Genomic DNA, 16,528 nt, shown 5'->3' on the forward strand with positions numbered 1-16,528 from the left:
CCCGCGGACGGCGGCCGGGTCAGCCCCCGCCGTGCCGCGCGGCCTGGCGGGCGGCGGCGGTGAGCAGGGAGTCGAGCAGCCCCGGGAAGAGCTCGTCCAGGTCGTCCCGGCGCAGGCCGTTCATCTTGGCGGTGCCCTCGTAGATCTGCCGGATCACGCCGCTCTCACGCAGCACCCGGAAGTGGTGCGTGGTGGTGGACTTGGTGACCGGCAGGTCGAAGTGCGAGCAGGACAGCGGGACGCCCTCGGCGGCGAGCTCGCGGACGATCCGCAGCCGCACGGGGTCGGAGAGCGCGTGCAGCACGCCCTCCAGCCGGATCTCCCCGCGCGCCGGGTGCGGCAGATCGCGGCTGCTGGGGACGGGGGCGGCGGTGGCCACGGCGGCTCCACATTCGGTCCGGGAACCCTCATTGTACGAGAATCCTCGTAGTTCGACATTCACCGTACTACGATGCCTATCGTATGAGTCTCGCCCCCTCTGGTCCCCCCGACGAAACGGAGTCCGCCGTGAGCGCGCTGTTCGAGCCCTACACCCTGCGTGACGTGACGATCCCCAACCGGGTGTGGATGCCTCCGATGTGCCAGTACTCGGCCGCGCCCGAGGGCCCCGGGGCCGGCGCGCCCGGCGACTGGCACTTCGCGCACTACGCGGCCCGCGCGGCCGGCGGCACGGGCCTGATCGTCGTCGAGGCCACCGCCGTGTCGCCGGAGGGCCGCATCTCGCCGTACGACCTCGGCCTCTGGGACGACGCCCAGGTCGAGGCGTTCCGCCGGATCACCTCCTTCCTCGTCTCGCAGGGCACCGTCCCCGCCGTCCAGCTCGCCCACGCCGGCCGCAAGGCGTCGACCGACCGCCCGTGGAAGGGCGGCGCCCCGGTGGGGCGGGACGCGCACGGCTGGCGGCCGGTGGCGCCGAGCCCGCTCGCCTTCGACGAGCGGCACCCGGTGCCGGAGGAGCTGACCGCCGAACAGATCCGTGACGTCGTCGACCGGTTCCGCGCCGCGGCGCGCCGGGCGCTCGCCGCCGGGTTCGAGATCGCCGAGATCCACGGCGCCCACGGCTACCTGATCAACGAGTTCCTCTCCCCGCACTCCAACCACCGCACCGACGCCTACGGCGGCTCGTACGAGAACCGGACGCGCCTCGCGCTCGAGGTCGTCGACGCCGTGCGCGAGGAGTGGCCGGACGACAAGCCGCTGTTCTTCCGCGTCTCGGCCACCGACTGGCTGGAGGAGTCCGGCTGGACCCCGGACGACACCGTCCGCTTCGCCGGCGAGCTGCACGCCCACGGCATCGACCTGCTCGACGTCTCCACCGGGGGCGTCGCCCCCGGCGTCCGCATCCCGGCCGGGCCCGGCTACCAGGTCCCCTTCGCCGCGCGGGTGCGGGCCGAGACGCCGATGCCGGTCGCCGCCGTCGGGCTGATCACCGATGCCGAGCAGGCCGAGAAGATCCTGGCCAACGGCGAGGCGGACGCGGTGTTCCTCGGCCGCGAGCTGCTCCGCAATCCCTCGTGGGCCCGGCACGCGGCCCGCGAGCTGGGCGGCGAGGTCCACGTGCCGGACCAGTACCACCGTTCCCTCTGACCCTGCCTGACCCTGCCGTCACCGCGCCGGCGGCCCGGGGTGCCCCTCGCACCCCGGGCCGCCGGCGTCCGCTTTTCCTGACCGAATGTGATGTGCGCGAGGCGTTGACTAGAAAGCGCTTACCCCATACGTTCCGTTCAGCGACGTGACCCGTTCGCGTCACCCGGGCGACGAACGTTCACGTACATGAGCCGTCCGGGCGCCCGAGGGGCACGCGCGGGCGCCGGAGGGCTCCGACACCCCCACATCACGACAGAAGGAATGAGATGACTTCTGCGACACGACCACGTACCCGCGGGCAGGCGCTGACGGGCGCGCTGGCCACCCTCGGCCTCTCGGTTGGCATGCTCATGACTGCCGGGGCACCCTCGGCGAGCGCCGCCACCTGGCCGACCCCCAACGGCAGCGAGGGCGTCTCCTCCACCATCTCCGTGTCCGGCACCAAGGACTACGGGATGAAGCGCCTGTACGGCACCGGCGACCTGGGCTCGGGCGGCCAGGACGAGGACCAGGGCCCGATCCTGCAGCTGGCGGACGGCGCGGTCCTGAAGAACGTCATCCTGGGCGCCCCCGCGGCCGACGGCATCCACTGCCAGGGCTCCTGCACGCTGCAGAACGTGTGGTGGGAGGACGTCGGCGAGGACGCCGCCACGTTCAAGGGCAAGTCGTCGTCGGCGGTCTACACCGTCAGCGGCGGCGGCGCCAAGGAGGCCAGCGACAAGGTGTTCCAGTTCAACGGCGCCGGAACGCTGAACGTGTCGAACTTCGCGGTGAAGAACTTCGGCACCTTCGTCCGCTCCTGCGGCAACTGCTCCACGCAGTACAAGCGGACGATCAACCTCAACACCGTCGAGGTGACCTGGAAGGGCAGCAGGCTCGCCGGCATCAACACCAACTACGGCGACAGCGCGACCCTGCGGAACATCACGATCATCGGGGACAGCAGCAAGAAGATCGTCCCGTGCCAGAAGTACATCGGCAACGACGACGGCGACGAGCCGACCACCAACGGCTCGGGCCCCGACGGTACGTACTGCAAGTACGCGTCGTCCGACATCACCTACCGGTAGTTCCCCCGGAACGGTCCCCCCACGGTGAAGGCGGCCGTACGAGGCGTCCCGCGCGGCGCTCCGTACGGCCGCCGCGTCATGCGCCGCCCGCCCGCGCGCGCACCTGCCCCGTCAGTTCCCTCCGGTAGTCGGCGTACGCGGTCCGCAGCGCGTCACCGGGCCAGCCGGCGGGCAGGAGGCCGGGCGGCAGGACCGGGTCGGCGAGCAGGTGGCGCACCACGGCGGCGAACAGGGCGAGCCGGTCGGCGGGGCGGCCGGCGCCGCCGGTGCGCGCGAGGAGCGCGCGGGCCGTGCCGGCCCAGGCGTCCAGCGGCCACAGGCTCGCGGCCAGGTCCCCGGCGGGCCCGGCGGGGCGGGCGGTGCAGCGCTGGGCCACCCGGTCGAGAGCGGCGGGCAGGGGGCGGATCAGGTTGGCGGGACGGAGCCACACGCCCTCGCGGAGCTCGGCGAGCCGGAGGGCGGCCAGCTGTGTGCGCAGGTCCGCGCGTGCGGCGGGGCCGCGGCCCGTCGCGGTGACGACGACCATCTCCCAGTCGCCGTCCCAGGCGCGCGTGCGGGGCCGCACGGCCTCGTCCTGGCGCTGCTGGCGCCGCACCAGCCGGTCGCTGAGGCGGTAACCGGCGTCCGTGCGCCGCAGGTCACCGGCGGCGACCATCCGGCTGAGCGCCGCCCTCAGGGTGGATCCGCCGACGTCGAAGCCCGCCACGAGCCGCCCGAGCTCCCGGGCCGGGAGCTCCGGCGGGTGCGTGCCGAGCAGCAGGCTCAGCACGACCGACCGCGCGGACAGGGGGCGCGGCCGCAGGTCGTCCGGGAGCACCGGGGCGTCCGGGGGCGCCGGGGCGTTCGTCCTCATGGGTCCGTACTGTACGGCGGACCGCGTGTTGCATCATTGCTGCGACCGCAGGAGAAGTGCAACACTCGGCGCATGGTCACGACATCCGTGCGGGAACGGCACGCGGGATCCGGCGAACAGGGCGACGGGCACGGCGGACACGCCACGCACGACGTCGTCAACCAGCCCGCTCCCCTGGCGCCCTACGACGCGTCCGACGACACCGCCCTGCTGGAGGGCCTGCGGCGCGAGGGCGCCGGCTGGGCCGAGGAGGACCTGCGGCGGCTCGGCAGGCTGGCCGGCAGCGCGCAGGTGCAGGAGTGGAGCGATCAGGCCAACCGCCACGAGCCCGCACTGCGCACGCACGACCGGTACGGGCACCGGATCGACGAGGTCGAGTTCCACCCGAGCTGGCACCACCTGATGCGCACGGCCGTCGCCGAGGGACTGGCGGCCGCGCCCTGGGCGGACGACCGGCCCGGCGCGCACGTCGCCCGCACCGCGGGAGTGCTGGTGTGGGGGCACACCGACGCGGGACACGGCTGTCCGACGTCCATGACGTACGCGGCGGTCCCCGCCCTGCGCCGGCAGCCGGAGCTGGCGAGGGCGTACGAGCCGCTGCTGACCAGCCGGGAGTACGAACCGGGCCTGCGCGTGCCGGCCGCCAAGCGCGGGCTGCTGGCCGGCATGGGGATGACCGAGAAGCAGGGCGGCTCCGACGTCCGGACCAACACCACCGCGGCCACGCCCACCGCCGAACCCGGCGTGTACACCCTGCGCGGGCACAAGTGGTTCACCTCGGCGCCGATGTGCGACCTGTTCCTGGTGCTGGCGCAGGCCCCGGGAGGACTGTCGTGCTTCCTGGTGCCGCGCGTGCTGCCCGACGGGACGCGCAACGCCTTCCGCATCCAGCGGCTGAAGGACAAGCTGGGCAACCGGTCCAACGCCTCCTCCGAGCCCGAGTTCGAAGGGACCGTGGCCTGGCTGGTCGGCCCGGAGGGGCGGGGCGTGCGGACCATCATCGAGATGGTCAACTGCACCCGGCTGGACTGCGTGACGATGTCGGCGGCGCTGATGCGCAAGACGCTCGTCGAGGCGGGGCACCACGTGCGGCACCGCAGCGCGTTCGGGGCCCGGCTGGTGGACCAGCCGCTGATGCGCAACGTCCTGGCCGACCTGGCGCTGGAGTCCGAGGCCGCCACGACCCTCACCCTGCGGCTGGCCGGCGCCGCCGACCGCGCGGTGCGCGGGGACGCCGGGGAGGCCGCGTTCCGCCGGATCGCGACCGCGGTGGGCAAGTACTGGGTCACCAAGCGCGGTCCGGCCTTCACCGCCGAGGCCCTGGAGTGCCTGGGCGGCAACGGCTACGTCGAGGAGTCGGGCATGCCCCGGCACTACCGCGAGGCCCCGCTGCTGTCGATCTGGGAGGGCTCGGGGAACGTCAACGCCCTGGACGTGCTGCGGGCGCTCGGCCGGGACCCCGCCACGGCGCAGGCCCTCTTCGACGAACTGGCCCTCACCCGAGGGGCCGACGCCCGGCTGGACGCGGCCGTGGTCCGGCTGAAGGACCGCCTGGCCGAGGCCTCGCAGGCGGGCGCCCGCCGCCTGGTGGAGCAGATGGCCCTGACGCTGCAGGGCCATCTGCTCGTCCGGCACGCGCCGCCCGCGGTCGCCGACGCCTTCTGCGCGACGCGGCTCGGCGGCGACTGGGGACACGCCTTCGGCACGCTGCCCGCGGCGGCCGGACTCGACGCGATCGTGGACCGCGCGCTGCCGGACGCCGCCTGAACCCTCCGGCCTCCGTCGGGCCACCGCGCGGTGCGCGCGCCGTCGCCCCCCGGGCCGCACCGCGCCGGCCTGCGGCGCCGTCCGGTCCGGGGGGACTGTCAGTGGCGGGGTGCACACTGGCCGGTGTCCGGGACGAGGACGTCGACGAAGACGTCGCGGAGGTGGTCGGCATGTCCGAGGTACTGCTCACCGTGGGCACCCGCAAGGGCCTGTTCATCGGGCGCCGGCGGGGTGGCGCCTGGGAGTTCGACGAGAGTCCCTGTTTCAACGCGCAGGCCGTGTACTCGGTCGCCGTCGACACCCGCGGCGCGATCCCGCGGCTGCTGGCCGGCGGCGACAGCGCGCACTGGGGACCGTCGGTGTTCCACTCCGACGACCTGGGCCGCACCTGGACCGAACCGGCGCGACCCGCCGTCAGGTTCCCCGGGGACACCGGGGCTTCGCTGGAGCGGGTCTGGCAGCTGCACCCGGCCGCGGCCGAACCGGACGTGGTGTACGCGGGCACGGAACCGGCCGCGCTGTACCGCTCGGAGGACCGCGGGGAGAGCTTCGAGCTGGTCAGGCCGCTCTGGGAGCACCCCACCCGCTCGAAGTGGGTGCCGGGCGGCGGGGGCGAGGGCCTGCACACCGTGCTGACCGACGGGCGCGACCCGCGGGCCGTGACGGTGGCCGTGTCGACGGCGGGCGTGTTCCGCACGCTGGACGGCGGCGCGAGCTGGTCCCCGTCCAACTCCGGGATCTCCGCGGTGTTCCTGCCGGACCCGTACCCGGAGTTCGGGCAGTGCGTGCACAAGGTCGCGCGGGACGCGGTGGACCCGGACCGGCTGTACCTGCAGAACCACTGGGGGGTGTACCGCAGCGACGACGCGGGCGGGCACTGGACGGACATCGGCGAGGGGCTGCCGTCGACGTTCGGCTTCACGGTGGTGGCCCACCCCCGCCGCGGTGACACGGCGTACGTGTTCCCGCTCAACGCCGACTCCGACCGGGTGCCCGCCGGCCGGCGCTGCCGGGTCTTCCGGACCCCGGACGCCGGCAGGAGCTGGGAGCCGCTCACGGCGGGCCTGCCGCGGGAGGCCCACTACGGCACGGTGCTGCGCGACGCGATGTGCCACGACGGCGCGGACCCGGCGGGCGTGTACTTCGGCAACCGCAACGGCGAGGTGTACGCGTCGGCCGACGACGGCGACAGCTGGCGGCAGTTGGCCTCGCACCTGCCGGACGTGCTGTGCGTGCGGGCGGCGGTCGTCGGATGAGCCGGAGGATCCCGTCCGGTCCCGGCCACGGGTTGATCTCCGCCGCCGCCGCGGCAGTAGGGTGACGTCCGTGGCACCACGACCCTTGCATGAGATCGTCGAAGCGGGCTGGGCGAAGGCCCTGGAACCGGTGGCCGACCGGATCGCCGGGATGGGGGACTTCCTGCGCGCGGAGATCGCCGCGGGACGCACCTACCTCCCGGCCGGGGCGAACGTCCTGCGGGCCTTCCAGCAGCCCTTCGACGAGGTACGCGTCCTCATCGTCGGGCAGGACCCGTATCCCACCCCGGGGCACGCGGTGGGGCTGTCCTTCTCGGTCGCGCCCGAGGTGCGGCCCCTGCCCGGCAGCCTCGTCAACATCTTCCGCGAGCTGACCACCGACCTGGGCCTGCCCCAGCCGTCCAGCGGTGACCTCACGCCGTGGACCGAGCAGGGCGTGCTGCTGCTCAACCGGGCACTGACGACGGCCCCGCGCAGGCCGGCCGCCCATCGCGGCAAGGGCTGGGAGGAGGTCACCGAGCAGGCGATCCGCGCGCTGGCGGGGCGGGGCAAGCCCTTGGTCTCCATCCTGTGGGGGCGTGACGCCCGCAACTGCCGTCCGCTGCTCGGGGACCTGCCCGCGGTGGAGTCGGCCCATCCGTCGCCGATGTCCGCCGACCGCGGCTTCTTCGGCTCGCGTCCGTTCAGCCGGGCCAACGACCTGCTGATCCGCCAGGGCGGCCAACCGGTGGACTGGCGCCTGCCGTGACCGGCCGCGGGTTCCTCGCCGTGGACTCCGGGGGCTCCGGTGTCCGGGTCGCCGTCGGTGCCCCCGGGCACGACGCGTCGGCCCGGAGGGCCTCGAAGGAGCCGGTGCGGACCGGGGCCCGGGGGATCGACCCGGGGCACCTCATGGAGCAACTGGTGCCGATGGCGCGGGCCCTGTGCTCCGAGACCGGGGTCCGGCGGCTGGACTCGGCCGTCGTCGGTGCGGCCGGGATGGCCGGCCTGGGGGACGCGCTGCGCGCCGAACTGCCGGGGGCGCTGGCCCGTGAGCTGGGCGTGCGGCGGGTGGCGCTGGCCGCCGACGCGGTCACCGCCTACGTCGGTGCCCTCGGGCCGCGGCCCGGTGCGGTGATCGCCGCGGGCACGGGACTGATCGCGATCGGCACCGATCTGACCGGCTGGCGCCGGGCGGACGGCTGGGGTCACCTGCTCGGCGACTGCGGCGGCGGCGCCTGGATCGGGCGGGCGGGGCTGGAGGCGGCGCTGCGCGCCCACGACGGGCGGGAGGGCGGCTCCGCACGGCTGCTGGCGGGCGCGGAGGCGGTGTTCGGTCCCGCGGCGGGACTGCCCGGCCTGCTGTATCCGCGCACCGACCGGCCGGCCGTCCTCGCCTCCTTCGCGCCCCGGGTGGCCGAGTGCGCGGCCGACGGCGACCCCGTCGCCGCGGACGTGCTGCGCGCGGCGGCCCGGCACATGGCGGACTCGGCCGCGGCCGTGTGCCCGGGCCTGGACGAGCCGCCCGTCGCTCTCACCGGCGGCCTGTTCGAGATGGGCCCCCCTCTGCTCGCACCGCTGGACGAGGAGCTGGCGAGGCGGCTGCCGCGGGCGCGCCGGGTCACGGCCGAAGGCGACCCCCTGCACGGCGCGGTACGCATCGCCGCCGACCTCGCGGCGGGCACGTTCGCCCTTCCGTGCGAGGGAAGGATGCTGTGCGTGACGAGCCCGGCAGGCGAGGACGTCACCCGGACGGCCGGTCCCGGGACGTGACCCGCCGGACAAAACCGGACGGATACCTCTCACCCGCCCCCTCCCCGAACAGGGAAGCCCGGTGAGCCACTAACATGCCGCAGCATGAGCACCCCCACTGGGCCCGCGTCCGGCCTGCCAGTACGAATGCCGCGCCCCCGCCAGCCGGGGCGCCACCGCCGCCCCGAACCCCTGGTGGCCCCCGAGGGCGCGCCCGCGCTCGTCCTCGCCGTGCCGGGTGCGCCCAGTGGCACCACCCGCTCCCTCGCCGACGAGGTCGTGAGCATCGCCCGTTCCGAGCTGCCCGGCCTCGACGCCCGGATCGGCTACCTCGACGGCGACGACGAGGAGTTCCCCTCGCTGCAGTCGGTGCTCGCGCACGCCGGTGAGGAGCGCACCGCCCGCTTCGAGCAGGCCCGCGCCGCCGGCATGGACGTCAAGGAGCCCGACGGCCCCGTGGCCGTCGTGGTGCCGCTGCTGGCCGGCCCGGACAGCGCGCTGCTGCGCCGGATCCGCCAGGCCCTGATGGACAGCCGGGTCGCCGCGGAGCTGACCGATGTGCTCGGCCCGCACCCGCTGCTCGCCGAGGCGCTGCACGTGCGGCTGTCCGAGGCCGGTCTGGCCCGTGCCGACCGCGCCCGCCTGTTCACCGTGGCGACCGCCGCGGACGGCATCATCCTGGCGTCCGTGGGCGGTGACGAGGCCGTGCAGGCGGCCGGGATCACCGGCATGCTGCTCGCCGCGCGCCTCGCGGTGCCGGTGATGGCGGCCGCCCTGGACCGGGAGGGGTCCATCGCCTCCGTCGCCGAGCAGCTGCGCGGCTCCGGTTCGCAGCAGCTGGCGCTCGCGCCGTACCTGATCGGCCCGGAGATCGACGCGAGCCTGATCGAGGAGGCCGCGAAGGAGGCGGACTGCTCCGCCGCCGAGGCGCTCGGCCCGTACCCGGCGATCGGCAAGCTCGCCCTGGCCAAGTACACGACCGCGCTGGGCATCGCGCCGCAGCAGGCGCAGAGCTCCCCGGTGCGCTGACGCGGCCGGCCCGCACCGACGCCGAAGGGGCCCGCTCCGGTGACCGGAGCGGGCCCCTTCGCACGCGCGGGGAGTCCGGACGGGGGCGGCCCCGGTCAGCCGGTGACCACGCAGGACGCCGCGGGCACCGGGATCGAGCCGCCGCGTCGCGGCACCCCCGTGACCGGGTCGACCGCGAACCAGGTCACGTCCCCGGAGCGCTCGTTCGCGACGTACAGGAAGCCGCCGGACTCGGTGAGCGCACGGGGCCAGTGGCCGCCGCAGGGCACGGTGGTGAGCGGCTTCACCGCCTCCCCCTCCCGTTCGACCGCGAACACGGACAGCACGTCCTCGCCGCGGGTCGCGGTCCACACGAAGCGGCCGTCGGGCGAGACGGCCACGCCCGACGGGTAGGCGTCCCCGGCCGGGGCCCCGGGCAGCACCGGGACCTCCGCGAGCGGCCTCAGCTCGCCGCCCGCGGCGTCCCAGCGGCAGACGACGAGGGTGGGGCTGAGCTCGTTGAGGACGTACGCGTGCGCGCCGCCCGGGTGGAAGGCCAGGTGGCGCGGGCCCGATCCGGGGCGCAGGGCGATCTCCCGGTGCGGCGCGAGGGTGCCGCCGGTCAGGGTGCACACCCGTACCGAGTCCGTGCCGAGGTCGACGCTGACCACCCAGCGGCCGCTCGGGTCGGGCTGCACCTGGTGGGCGTGCGGGCCCTGCTGGCGCTGCGGGTGGGGACCGGAGCCGGTGTGCCGCAGCACCCCGGACGCGGACCGCGCGAGGCCGCCGTCCGCGCGGACGGGGACGGCGGTGACGCTGCCGGAGCCGTAGTTCGCGGTGAGCAGGTGCCCGGCGAAGAGGCAGAGGTGGGTCGGCCCGTTCGCGCCGACCGGTACCGGGGGCCCGGCCGGCTCCGGCTCGTCCCCGGTCACGCGGAACGCGGCCACGGCGCCCTCGGCCGTCTCGCTGACCGCGTACAGCGTGCGGCGGTCGGCCGACAGGGCCAGGTGGGAGGGGTCGGGCACGCCGTTCACGGCGCTCAGGAAGGTGAGCGCGCCGCTGTCGAGAGCGACGGCCGCGGTGACGATGCCGGGGCCTCCCGCCGCCGTGAACGACCCGATGAACGCCCGCTGTCCGCCGTCCGCCACGGCTGTCCCCTCTCGTCCGGTACCGGTTCGGAGCGACGGTAGCAGTCGGCCCCTCCAGGTCTAGACCAGGAGGGGCCGGCCGGGGCGCGTGTCCGGGACGGGCCTCAGGCGCCGACCAGCGGGGACCCGGAGGGCGTCCGCAGCGGCGCCGCGAGTTCCGCGAGGGCGCGTTCCAGGCCGTGGAGGTGGGCCAGCGCGGGTTCCGTCGCGGCCGGAACCGTGCGCACCGCGATGTCGCGGCCGCCGGTGAGCGCCTCGACCGCGACCTCCACGCGCCGGCAGGCGGCGGCCAGGCGGGCGTCGTGCGAGGCCTCGGGGTCGGCGGCGACGGCGACGAGGCCGCGGATCTCCCGGGCGCAGTCGTCGAGCAGGGCGAGCACCCGGCGGGCGCGCCGCTTGCGGCCGCGCATGGGGTTCAGCGGATGCACCAGCGGGGCGACCGAGAGCCGCACCCGGGCGAGGAGCTGCTCCAGCTCCGCCACCTTCGGCGCGGGGTCGGCGCCCTCGGCACCGGCCAGCCGCGCGGCCGTCTCGGCGGTGCACGCGTGGACGCAGTGCAGGGCCCGCTGGATCCAGGCGTCGGTGACGCTGTGGGTGGTCACGGGGAGGACGAGGGCCACCGCCAGCGCGGCGCCGAGCGCGCCGACGCCCGTCTCCACGAGCCGCAGGGCCAGCAGACCGGGACCGAGCACGCCCAGGAGGCCGTAGAGCATGGCGGCGAGCAGCGTCACCCAGAGCATCATCCAGGTGTAGGAGACCGCGGCCGTGTAGAAGATGCCGAAGACGGACACGGCGACGATCAGGACGGTGGGGACCGCGTCCCCGTGCACGGGGACGGCGACGAACAGCGCCAGACCGATGCCGATGACCGTGCCCAGGACCCGCCGGAAACCGCGGACCAGGGTCTCGCCGCGCGAGGTGGTGTTGACGAAGACCCACCAGGTGGCGCCGACGGCCCAGTACCAGCGCTGCCCGGACACCAGCTGGCCCACGACGAGGGCGAAGCCCGCGCCGGCCGTCGCCTGGATCGCCTGGCGGGTGGTCACGCGGGCCAGGCCCGTGCCGCCGGGCGGCGGGGGCGGCGCGGCGGCGGGCGGCAGACGGCGCTCGTAGCACCACAGCCCGAAGCGCACCGCGGCCGCGGCGAGCACGGACAGCACGACGGAGGCGTACAGCTCGGGGAGCTGGCCCGTCCTCGCCTGCAGGAACTGCGCCACGAAGTAGGTCATGAACGCGAAGACCCCGAGGCTGTGCCCGCGCGGGCCCCAGCGCCGCGCGTACACGCCCAGACCGACCACGGCGAGGAAGGCGAGGTCGCGTGCCACGGGGTGGTCGTGCAGTCCCGCCGCGACGGCGAGCACCGGCAGGCCGACGGCGGGCAGCAGCGCCGTGGTGACGGCCTGCCCGCGGACCGTGGCGTCGGTGACGGTGAACAGGGCGAGCAGCGCGGCGAGCCCACCGGTGACGGCACCCGTGAGGGAGTGGCCGGCCAGGCCGCACACGACGACCGCCAGCCCGACGCCGAGCACGGCCCGCGCCGCGAAGCGAAGCCGGACCCGGCCCGGGTCCGGCGCCATGAACACCTTCTTGAGCACTGCTTACCGCCCCCTGGGGATCGTGATGTGCACCGCGGCATGAAAAAGGCGCCGCGGGGTCCGCAGCGCCATCGACACCTCCATATCAGCATCCTTTCCGTCATTGGCTCAACACAGCTCCGAAATGCTGTGCCATTGGCTCGGTCATATCGCCCCGGGGGTGGCCGATGGAGTACCAACGGCCGAATACCACCGGCCCGGTGGAGCGGCCTGCCTCCGGGCCATTGGTACAGTCGGAAACGATCACGAACGACGAGGAGGCCGGGCGTCATGGCCGTGGACGAGCTCGACACCCGCATCCTGCGGCTGATGCTGGAGCAGCCCCGCACCAGCGTGCGCGAGTACGCCCGCATCCTCGGGGTCGCGCGCGGCACCCTGCAGGCCCGTCTCGACCGGATGGAGCGCGAGGGCGTGATCACCGGCACCGGTCCGGCCCTGTCCCCCGCCGCGCTGGGCCACCCCGTGCTGGCCTTCGTGCACATCGAGGTCACCCAGGGCCATCTGGACGACGTGGGCGAGGCGCTGGCGACCGTGCCGGAGATCGTCGAGGCGTTCTCCATCACGGGCGGCGGCGACCTGCTGACCCGGGTCGTGGCGCGCGACGCCGGACACCTGGAGGACGTGATCCAGAAGCTGATCGGCCTGCCCGGCGTGGTGCGCACCCGCACCGAGGTGGCGCTGCGCGAGCGGGTCCCGCACCGGCTGCTGCCGCTGGTGGAGTCGATCGGCCGGACGGCACGGAAGCAGGGCTCGGCATCATGGTCCCCATGAGCACCCTCGGCCCCCTCTCGGTCATCTTCGATCTCGACGGAACGCTCGTGGACAGCGAGCCGAACTACTACGAGGCGGGCCGGCAGACCCTCGCCGCGTACGGCGTCCCGGACTTCTCGTGGGCCGAGCACGAGCGGTACGTCGGCATCAGCACCCGGGAGACGGTCGCCGACTGGCGGGAACGGTACGGGCTGCGGGCCGGCGTGGAGGAGCTGCTCGCGGTGAAGAACCGCCGCTATCTGGAGCTGGCCCGCGCCTCCACGCGCGTGTACCCGCAGATGCGCGCCTTCGTCGAGCTGCTGGCGGACGAGGGCGTGCCGATGGCCGTGGCCTCCGGCTCCTCGCCCGAGGCCATCGGGGCGGTCCTGGCGGGCACGGGCCTGGACGCGCACCTGCGCACCGTCGTCTCGGCCGACGAGGTGGCGCGCGGCAAGCCGGCTCCCGACGTCTTCCTGGAGGCGGCCCGCCGGCTCGGCGCGGACCCCGGCGACTGCGTGGTGCTGGAGGACGCGGCCCCGGGCGCCACCGCCGCGCACGCGGCCGGGATGCGCTGCATCGCGATCCCGTACGTCGCCGAGCAGGCCGACGCCGCGGAGTTCGCCACCGCCGGCCTGCTGCTGCGCGGCGGGCAGCGGGAGTTCACGGCGCGAGCGGCGCACGCGTGGCTGACCCGGACGGCCCGGACCGCCTGAGCGGCGCCCCGCCCCCGCGCTCCCCCGCGGACGTCCGGAACCGATCGCCCCGACCCGTTGACGCCCTCCCGTCCCCTCCCTATCGTCTGGTCGATTGCTCGCACGGCGTTCGTGATGTCGAACATCAAGTGGAGGAGCATCCATGGCACGGCCCCTCTCCCGACGCACCCTCTTCCAGGCCGCCGCCGTGACGGCGGCGGCCACCGCCACGTCCCCCGCGGCCGCCGGGCGCGCCGCCGCCGCACCGGACGCGCCGGCCGCCGGCCCCGGCGTGCCGGCCGCGTGGACCGCGCGGCCGTTCGCGCTCGAGGACGTGGCCCTCGGACCGGGCGTCTTCGCCGACAAGCGACGGCTGGTGCTCGACCACGCCCGCGGCTACGACGTGGACCGGCTGCTCCAGGTCTTCCGCGCCAACGCCGGCCTGTCCACCCGCGGCGCGGTCGCCCCCGGCGGCTGGGAAGGACTGGACGGGGAGGCCAACGGCAATCTGCGCGGCCACTACACCGGCCACTTCCTGACCATGCTGGCGCAGGCGTACCGCAGCACCGGGGAACAGGTCTTCGCGGACCGCGTCGACGCCGTGGTCGGCGCGCTCACCGAGGTGCGCGCGGCGCTGCGCCGCGGCCCGGCCGTGCTGAGCACCACCGGACGGTTCGGGCGTGCCGCGGAGAACGTGCGGGGCTCCCACCAGTACGTGGACCTCCCGGGCGCCGTTCTCGGCGGCGCCCCGGCGCTCACCCTGTCCGCCTGGGTGAGGCCCGCGCACGACGCCGCCTGGGCGCGGATCCTCGACTTCGGCGACGACACCACCCGCTACCTGTACCTGGCCGTCCGGAACGCCGACGGGGTGCCGAGGTTCGCCGTCACCACCTCCGGGCCCGGCGGCGAACAGGGGCTCGACGGCACCGCGCCGCTGCCGCTCGGCGAGTGGAGCCATGTCGCCGTGACCCTCGCGGACGGCACCGGCACCCTCTACGTCGACGGAGCCGCCGTCGCCCGCAACACGGCGATGACCCTGACCCCGGCCGCGCTCGGCACCCTCGCGCACCACTGGCTGGGCCGCTCCCACTTCCCCGCCGACCCCGTCTTCGCCGGCGCCTTCGGGGGCGTCGAGGTCTTCTCGCGCGCCCTGACCCCCGCCGAGATCACCGAGCTGCGGGGCCGCCGGGCCGCCGACGCGTCGGCCGGCCGGGGCGACCTGGCGTCGTACGCCTTCGACGAGACCGCCGGCGCGACGTTCGCGGACGCCTCCGGCCGCGGTCTGGACGCCACCCTGCGCCGCACCTGGGGCGCGCCCAGCCACCCGGGGTTCCTCGCCGCGTACCCGGAGACGCAGTTCATCGAACTGGAGTCGATGACCGGCAGCGACTACACCCGGGTGTGGGCGCCGTACTACACCGCCCACAAGATCCTCAAAGGGCTGCTCGACGCGCACCTCGCCACGGACGACGACCGGGCGCTCGACCTGGCGTCCGGTCTGTGCGACTGGATGCACGCGCGGCTGTCCGTGCTGCCGCGGGCCACCCTGCAGCGGATGTGGGGGCTGTTCTCCAGCGGGGAGTTCGGCGGCCTCGTCGAGGCGGTCTGCGATCTGCACGCCCTCACCGGCAAGGCCGAACACCTCGCCCTGGCCCGCCTGTTCGGCCCGGACCGGCTCATCGACGCCTGCGCCGCGGACACCGACGTCCTCGACGGGCTGCACGCCAACCAGCACATCCCCGTCTTCACGGGCCTGGCACGGCTGCACGACGAGACGGGCGAGGAGCGCTACCTCACGGCCGCGAAGAACTTCTGGCGCATGGTCGTCCCCCATCGCGTGTACGGGATCGGCGGCACCAGCAGCGGCGAGTTCTTCAGGGCCCGCGACGTGATCGCGGGCACGATCGGCGCCACCACCGCCGAGACCTGCTGCGCGTACAACATGCTCAAGCTGAGCCGGACGCTGTTCTTCCACGAGCAGGACCCGGCCTACATGGACTACTACGAGCGGGCCCTGTACAACCAGGTGCTCGGCTCCAAGCAGGACCGGCCGGACGCGGAGAAGCCGCTCGTCACGTACTTCATCGGCCTGACGCCCGGTCACGTGCGGGACTACACGCCCAAGCAGGGCACCACCTGCTGCGAGGGCACCGGCCTGGAGAGCGCCACGAAGTACCAGGACTCGGTGTACTTCGCGAAGGCCGACGGGAGCGCCCTGTACGTCAACCTCTACAGCGCCTCCCGGCTGACCTGGGCCGAGAAGGGCGTCACGGTCACGCAGACCACCCGCTACCCCGAGGAGCAGGGCAGCACGCTCACCGTCGGCGGCGGCCGGGCCTCCTTCACCCTGCTGCTGCGGGTGCCGTCCTGGGCGGACGCCGGTTTCCGGGTGACCGTCAACGGGCGGGCGGTGCCGGGGACCCCGGCCGCCGGAAGCTACTTCGCCGTCTCCCGGACCTGGCGCGACGGCGACACCGTACGGATCTCCGTCCCCTTCCGGCTGCGGGTGGAGAGGACCCCGGACGACCCCACCCTGCAGACCCTGTTCCTCGGCCCGGTCAACCTGGTCGCCCGCGAACCGGCGACGGACCACCTGCGGTTCGGGCTGTACCGCAACGCGGGTCTCTCCGGCGATCTGCTGCCCTCCCTCACCCCGGTCGCCGGGCAGCCGCTGCACCACACGCTGGACGGCGTCCGGCTGGCGCCCTTCTCCGAGGGCACCGAGGACCCGACGCACGCCTACTTCCGGCGCTCGGAGCCGCGGGTGGTCCTCGGCGGCCTGGACTCCGGCGTCGCCAACCCCGCCCGCGGCGACGGCACCACGCTCCTGGACGAGATCTGGGCCGGTGCGCCCTTCACCGGCAAGGGGGCGCTGGTGACACGGGTGCGGTCCGCCGTGCGGACCTGGGTGTCCGACGGCCTGCTGAGCGCGGCGGACGGCGACACCGTGGTGCGTACGGCGCGGCGGGCCGCGTACGCGCCCTGAGAACGGGCGGAAGTTCTTTCCGAAGCGGTGATTGTTTCGCGTCCGGCGTCCGTACTTCCTGGTGTTGGGCCGTTCATATCCCAGG

General features: G+C 74.8%; 14 protein-coding genes. 10 read left to right on the forward strand and 4 right to left on the reverse strand.

Annotation, left to right across the window (positions count from 1 at the left end):
• Positions 1 to 19: 19 nt before the first annotated feature.
• Complete coding sequence (locus GL259_RS06775) at positions 20 to 379, reverse strand: helix-turn-helix transcriptional regulator (RefSeq protein WP_159530142.1); 360 nt, start codon at positions 377 to 379, stop codon at positions 20 to 22.
• A 128-nt stretch (positions 380 to 507) separates the two neighbouring features.
• On the opposite strand from GL259_RS06775, the gene GL259_RS06780 reads away from it, so the two are divergent.
• On the forward strand, positions 508 to 1,587 hold the full coding sequence (locus GL259_RS06780; RefSeq protein WP_159530143.1) for an NADH:flavin oxidoreductase/NADH oxidase: 1,080 nt from the start codon (positions 508 to 510) through the stop codon (positions 1,585 to 1,587).
• A 266-nt stretch (positions 1,588 to 1,853) separates the two neighbouring features.
• Positions 1,854 to 2,657 carry a pectate lyase gene (locus tag GL259_RS06785; RefSeq protein WP_159530144.1) on the forward strand — a complete coding sequence of 268 codons (804 nt, stop codon included), beginning with the start codon at positions 1,854 to 1,856 and terminating at the stop codon, positions 2,655 to 2,657.
• Positions 2,658 to 2,733: 76 nt separating this feature from the next.
• Here GL259_RS06785 and GL259_RS06790 read toward each other — a convergent pair whose 3' ends face one another.
• Positions 2,734 to 3,510: a PaaX family transcriptional regulator C-terminal domain-containing protein gene (locus GL259_RS06790; RefSeq protein WP_159530145.1), complete on the reverse strand. Its 777-nt coding sequence runs from the start codon at positions 3,508 to 3,510 to the stop codon at positions 2,734 to 2,736.
• 72 nt (positions 3,511 to 3,582) lie between these two features.
• Between GL259_RS06790 and GL259_RS06795 the strand changes: the two genes are divergently transcribed.
• The 5 genes from GL259_RS06795 (at position 3,583) to GL259_RS06815 (ending at position 9,293) form a co-directional block, all read left to right on the forward strand.
• Entirely contained in the window at positions 3,583 to 5,277 is a 1,695-nt protein-coding gene (locus GL259_RS06795; RefSeq protein ID WP_243762266.1) for an acyl-CoA dehydrogenase family protein, read from the forward strand.
• A 101-nt stretch (positions 5,278 to 5,378) separates the two neighbouring features.
• Positions 5,379 to 6,533 (forward strand): exo-alpha-sialidase, encoded by a 1,155-nt coding sequence (locus GL259_RS06800; protein ID WP_159530146.1) that lies wholly within the window; start codon positions 5,379 to 5,381, stop codon positions 6,531 to 6,533.
• A 70-nt stretch (positions 6,534 to 6,603) separates the two neighbouring features.
• Positions 6,604 to 7,281: a uracil-DNA glycosylase gene (locus tag GL259_RS06805; protein ID WP_159530147.1), complete on the forward strand. Its 678-nt coding sequence runs from the start codon at positions 6,604 to 6,606 to the stop codon at positions 7,279 to 7,281.
• On the forward strand, positions 7,278 to 8,285 hold the full coding sequence (locus tag GL259_RS06810) for a BadF/BadG/BcrA/BcrD ATPase family protein (RefSeq protein ID WP_159530148.1): 1,008 nt from the start codon (positions 7,278 to 7,280) through the stop codon (positions 8,283 to 8,285). Before GL259_RS06805 ends, GL259_RS06810 begins: the two co-directional genes overlap by 4 nt.
• A gap of 84 nt (positions 8,286 to 8,369) precedes the next feature.
• Positions 8,370 to 9,293 carry a hypothetical protein gene (locus GL259_RS06815; RefSeq protein WP_159530149.1) on the forward strand — a complete coding sequence of 308 codons (924 nt, stop codon included), beginning with the start codon at positions 8,370 to 8,372 and terminating at the stop codon, positions 9,291 to 9,293.
• A gap of 95 nt (positions 9,294 to 9,388) precedes the next feature.
• On the opposite strand, the gene GL259_RS06820 is transcribed toward GL259_RS06815, so the two are convergent.
• Positions 9,389 to 10,420 (reverse strand): lactonase family protein, encoded by a 1,032-nt coding sequence (locus tag GL259_RS06820; protein ID WP_159530150.1) that lies wholly within the window; start codon positions 10,418 to 10,420, stop codon positions 9,389 to 9,391.
• 104 nt (positions 10,421 to 10,524) lie between these two features.
• The gene (locus GL259_RS06825) at positions 10,525 to 12,015 is read right to left on the reverse strand and encodes an FUSC family protein (RefSeq protein WP_159530152.1); all 1,491 of its coding nucleotides are present in this window, start codon (positions 12,013 to 12,015) and stop codon (positions 10,525 to 10,527) included.
• Between the two features lie 270 nt (positions 12,016 to 12,285).
• Here GL259_RS06825 and GL259_RS06830 point away from each other — a divergent pair, with 270 nt between their 5' ends.
• From GL259_RS06830 to GL259_RS06840, 3 genes are all read left to right on the forward strand, one after another.
• Positions 12,286 to 12,786, forward strand: coding sequence for an Lrp/AsnC family transcriptional regulator (locus GL259_RS06830; RefSeq protein ID WP_159530154.1), 501 nt, complete (start codon positions 12,286 to 12,288; stop codon positions 12,784 to 12,786).
• Positions 12,783 to 13,478: an HAD family phosphatase gene (locus tag GL259_RS06835; protein ID WP_159530156.1), complete on the forward strand. Its 696-nt coding sequence runs from the start codon at positions 12,783 to 12,785 to the stop codon at positions 13,476 to 13,478. The genes GL259_RS06830 and GL259_RS06835 overlap by 4 nt, the downstream gene beginning before the upstream one ends.
• A 142-nt stretch (positions 13,479 to 13,620) precedes the next feature.
• Positions 13,621 to 16,443, forward strand: coding sequence for a beta-L-arabinofuranosidase domain-containing protein (locus GL259_RS06840; RefSeq protein WP_159530158.1), 2,823 nt, complete (start codon positions 13,621 to 13,623; stop codon positions 16,441 to 16,443).
• The last annotated feature ends 85 nt before the right edge of the window (positions 16,444 to 16,528 follow it).

The organism is Streptomyces sp. Tu 3180 (genome assembly GCF_009852415.1).
Lineage (GTDB): Bacteria > Actinomycetota > Actinomycetes > Streptomycetales > Streptomycetaceae > Streptomyces.

Coding starts and splice junctions, on each gene's coding strand:
- GL259_RS06785 (WP_159530144.1), top strand. CDS start 1,854: ATGACTTCTGCGACACGACCACGTACCCGCGGGCAGGCGCTGACGGGC.
- GL259_RS06790 (WP_159530145.1), bottom strand. CDS start 3,510: ATGAGGACGAACGCCCCGGCGCCCCCGGACGCCCCGGTGCTCCCGGAC.
- GL259_RS06795 (WP_243762266.1), top strand. CDS start 3,583: ATGGTCACGACATCCGTGCGGGAACGGCACGCGGGATCCGGCGAACAG.
- GL259_RS06815 (WP_159530149.1), top strand. CDS start 8,370: ATGAGCACCCCCACTGGGCCCGCGTCCGGCCTGCCAGTACGAATGCCG.
- GL259_RS06830 (WP_159530154.1), top strand. CDS start 12,286: ATGGCCGTGGACGAGCTCGACACCCGCATCCTGCGGCTGATGCTGGAG.
- GL259_RS06835 (WP_159530156.1), top strand. CDS start 12,783: ATGAGCACCCTCGGCCCCCTCTCGGTCATCTTCGATCTCGACGGAACG.
- GL259_RS06840 (WP_159530158.1), top strand. CDS start 13,621: ATGGCACGGCCCCTCTCCCGACGCACCCTCTTCCAGGCCGCCGCCGTG.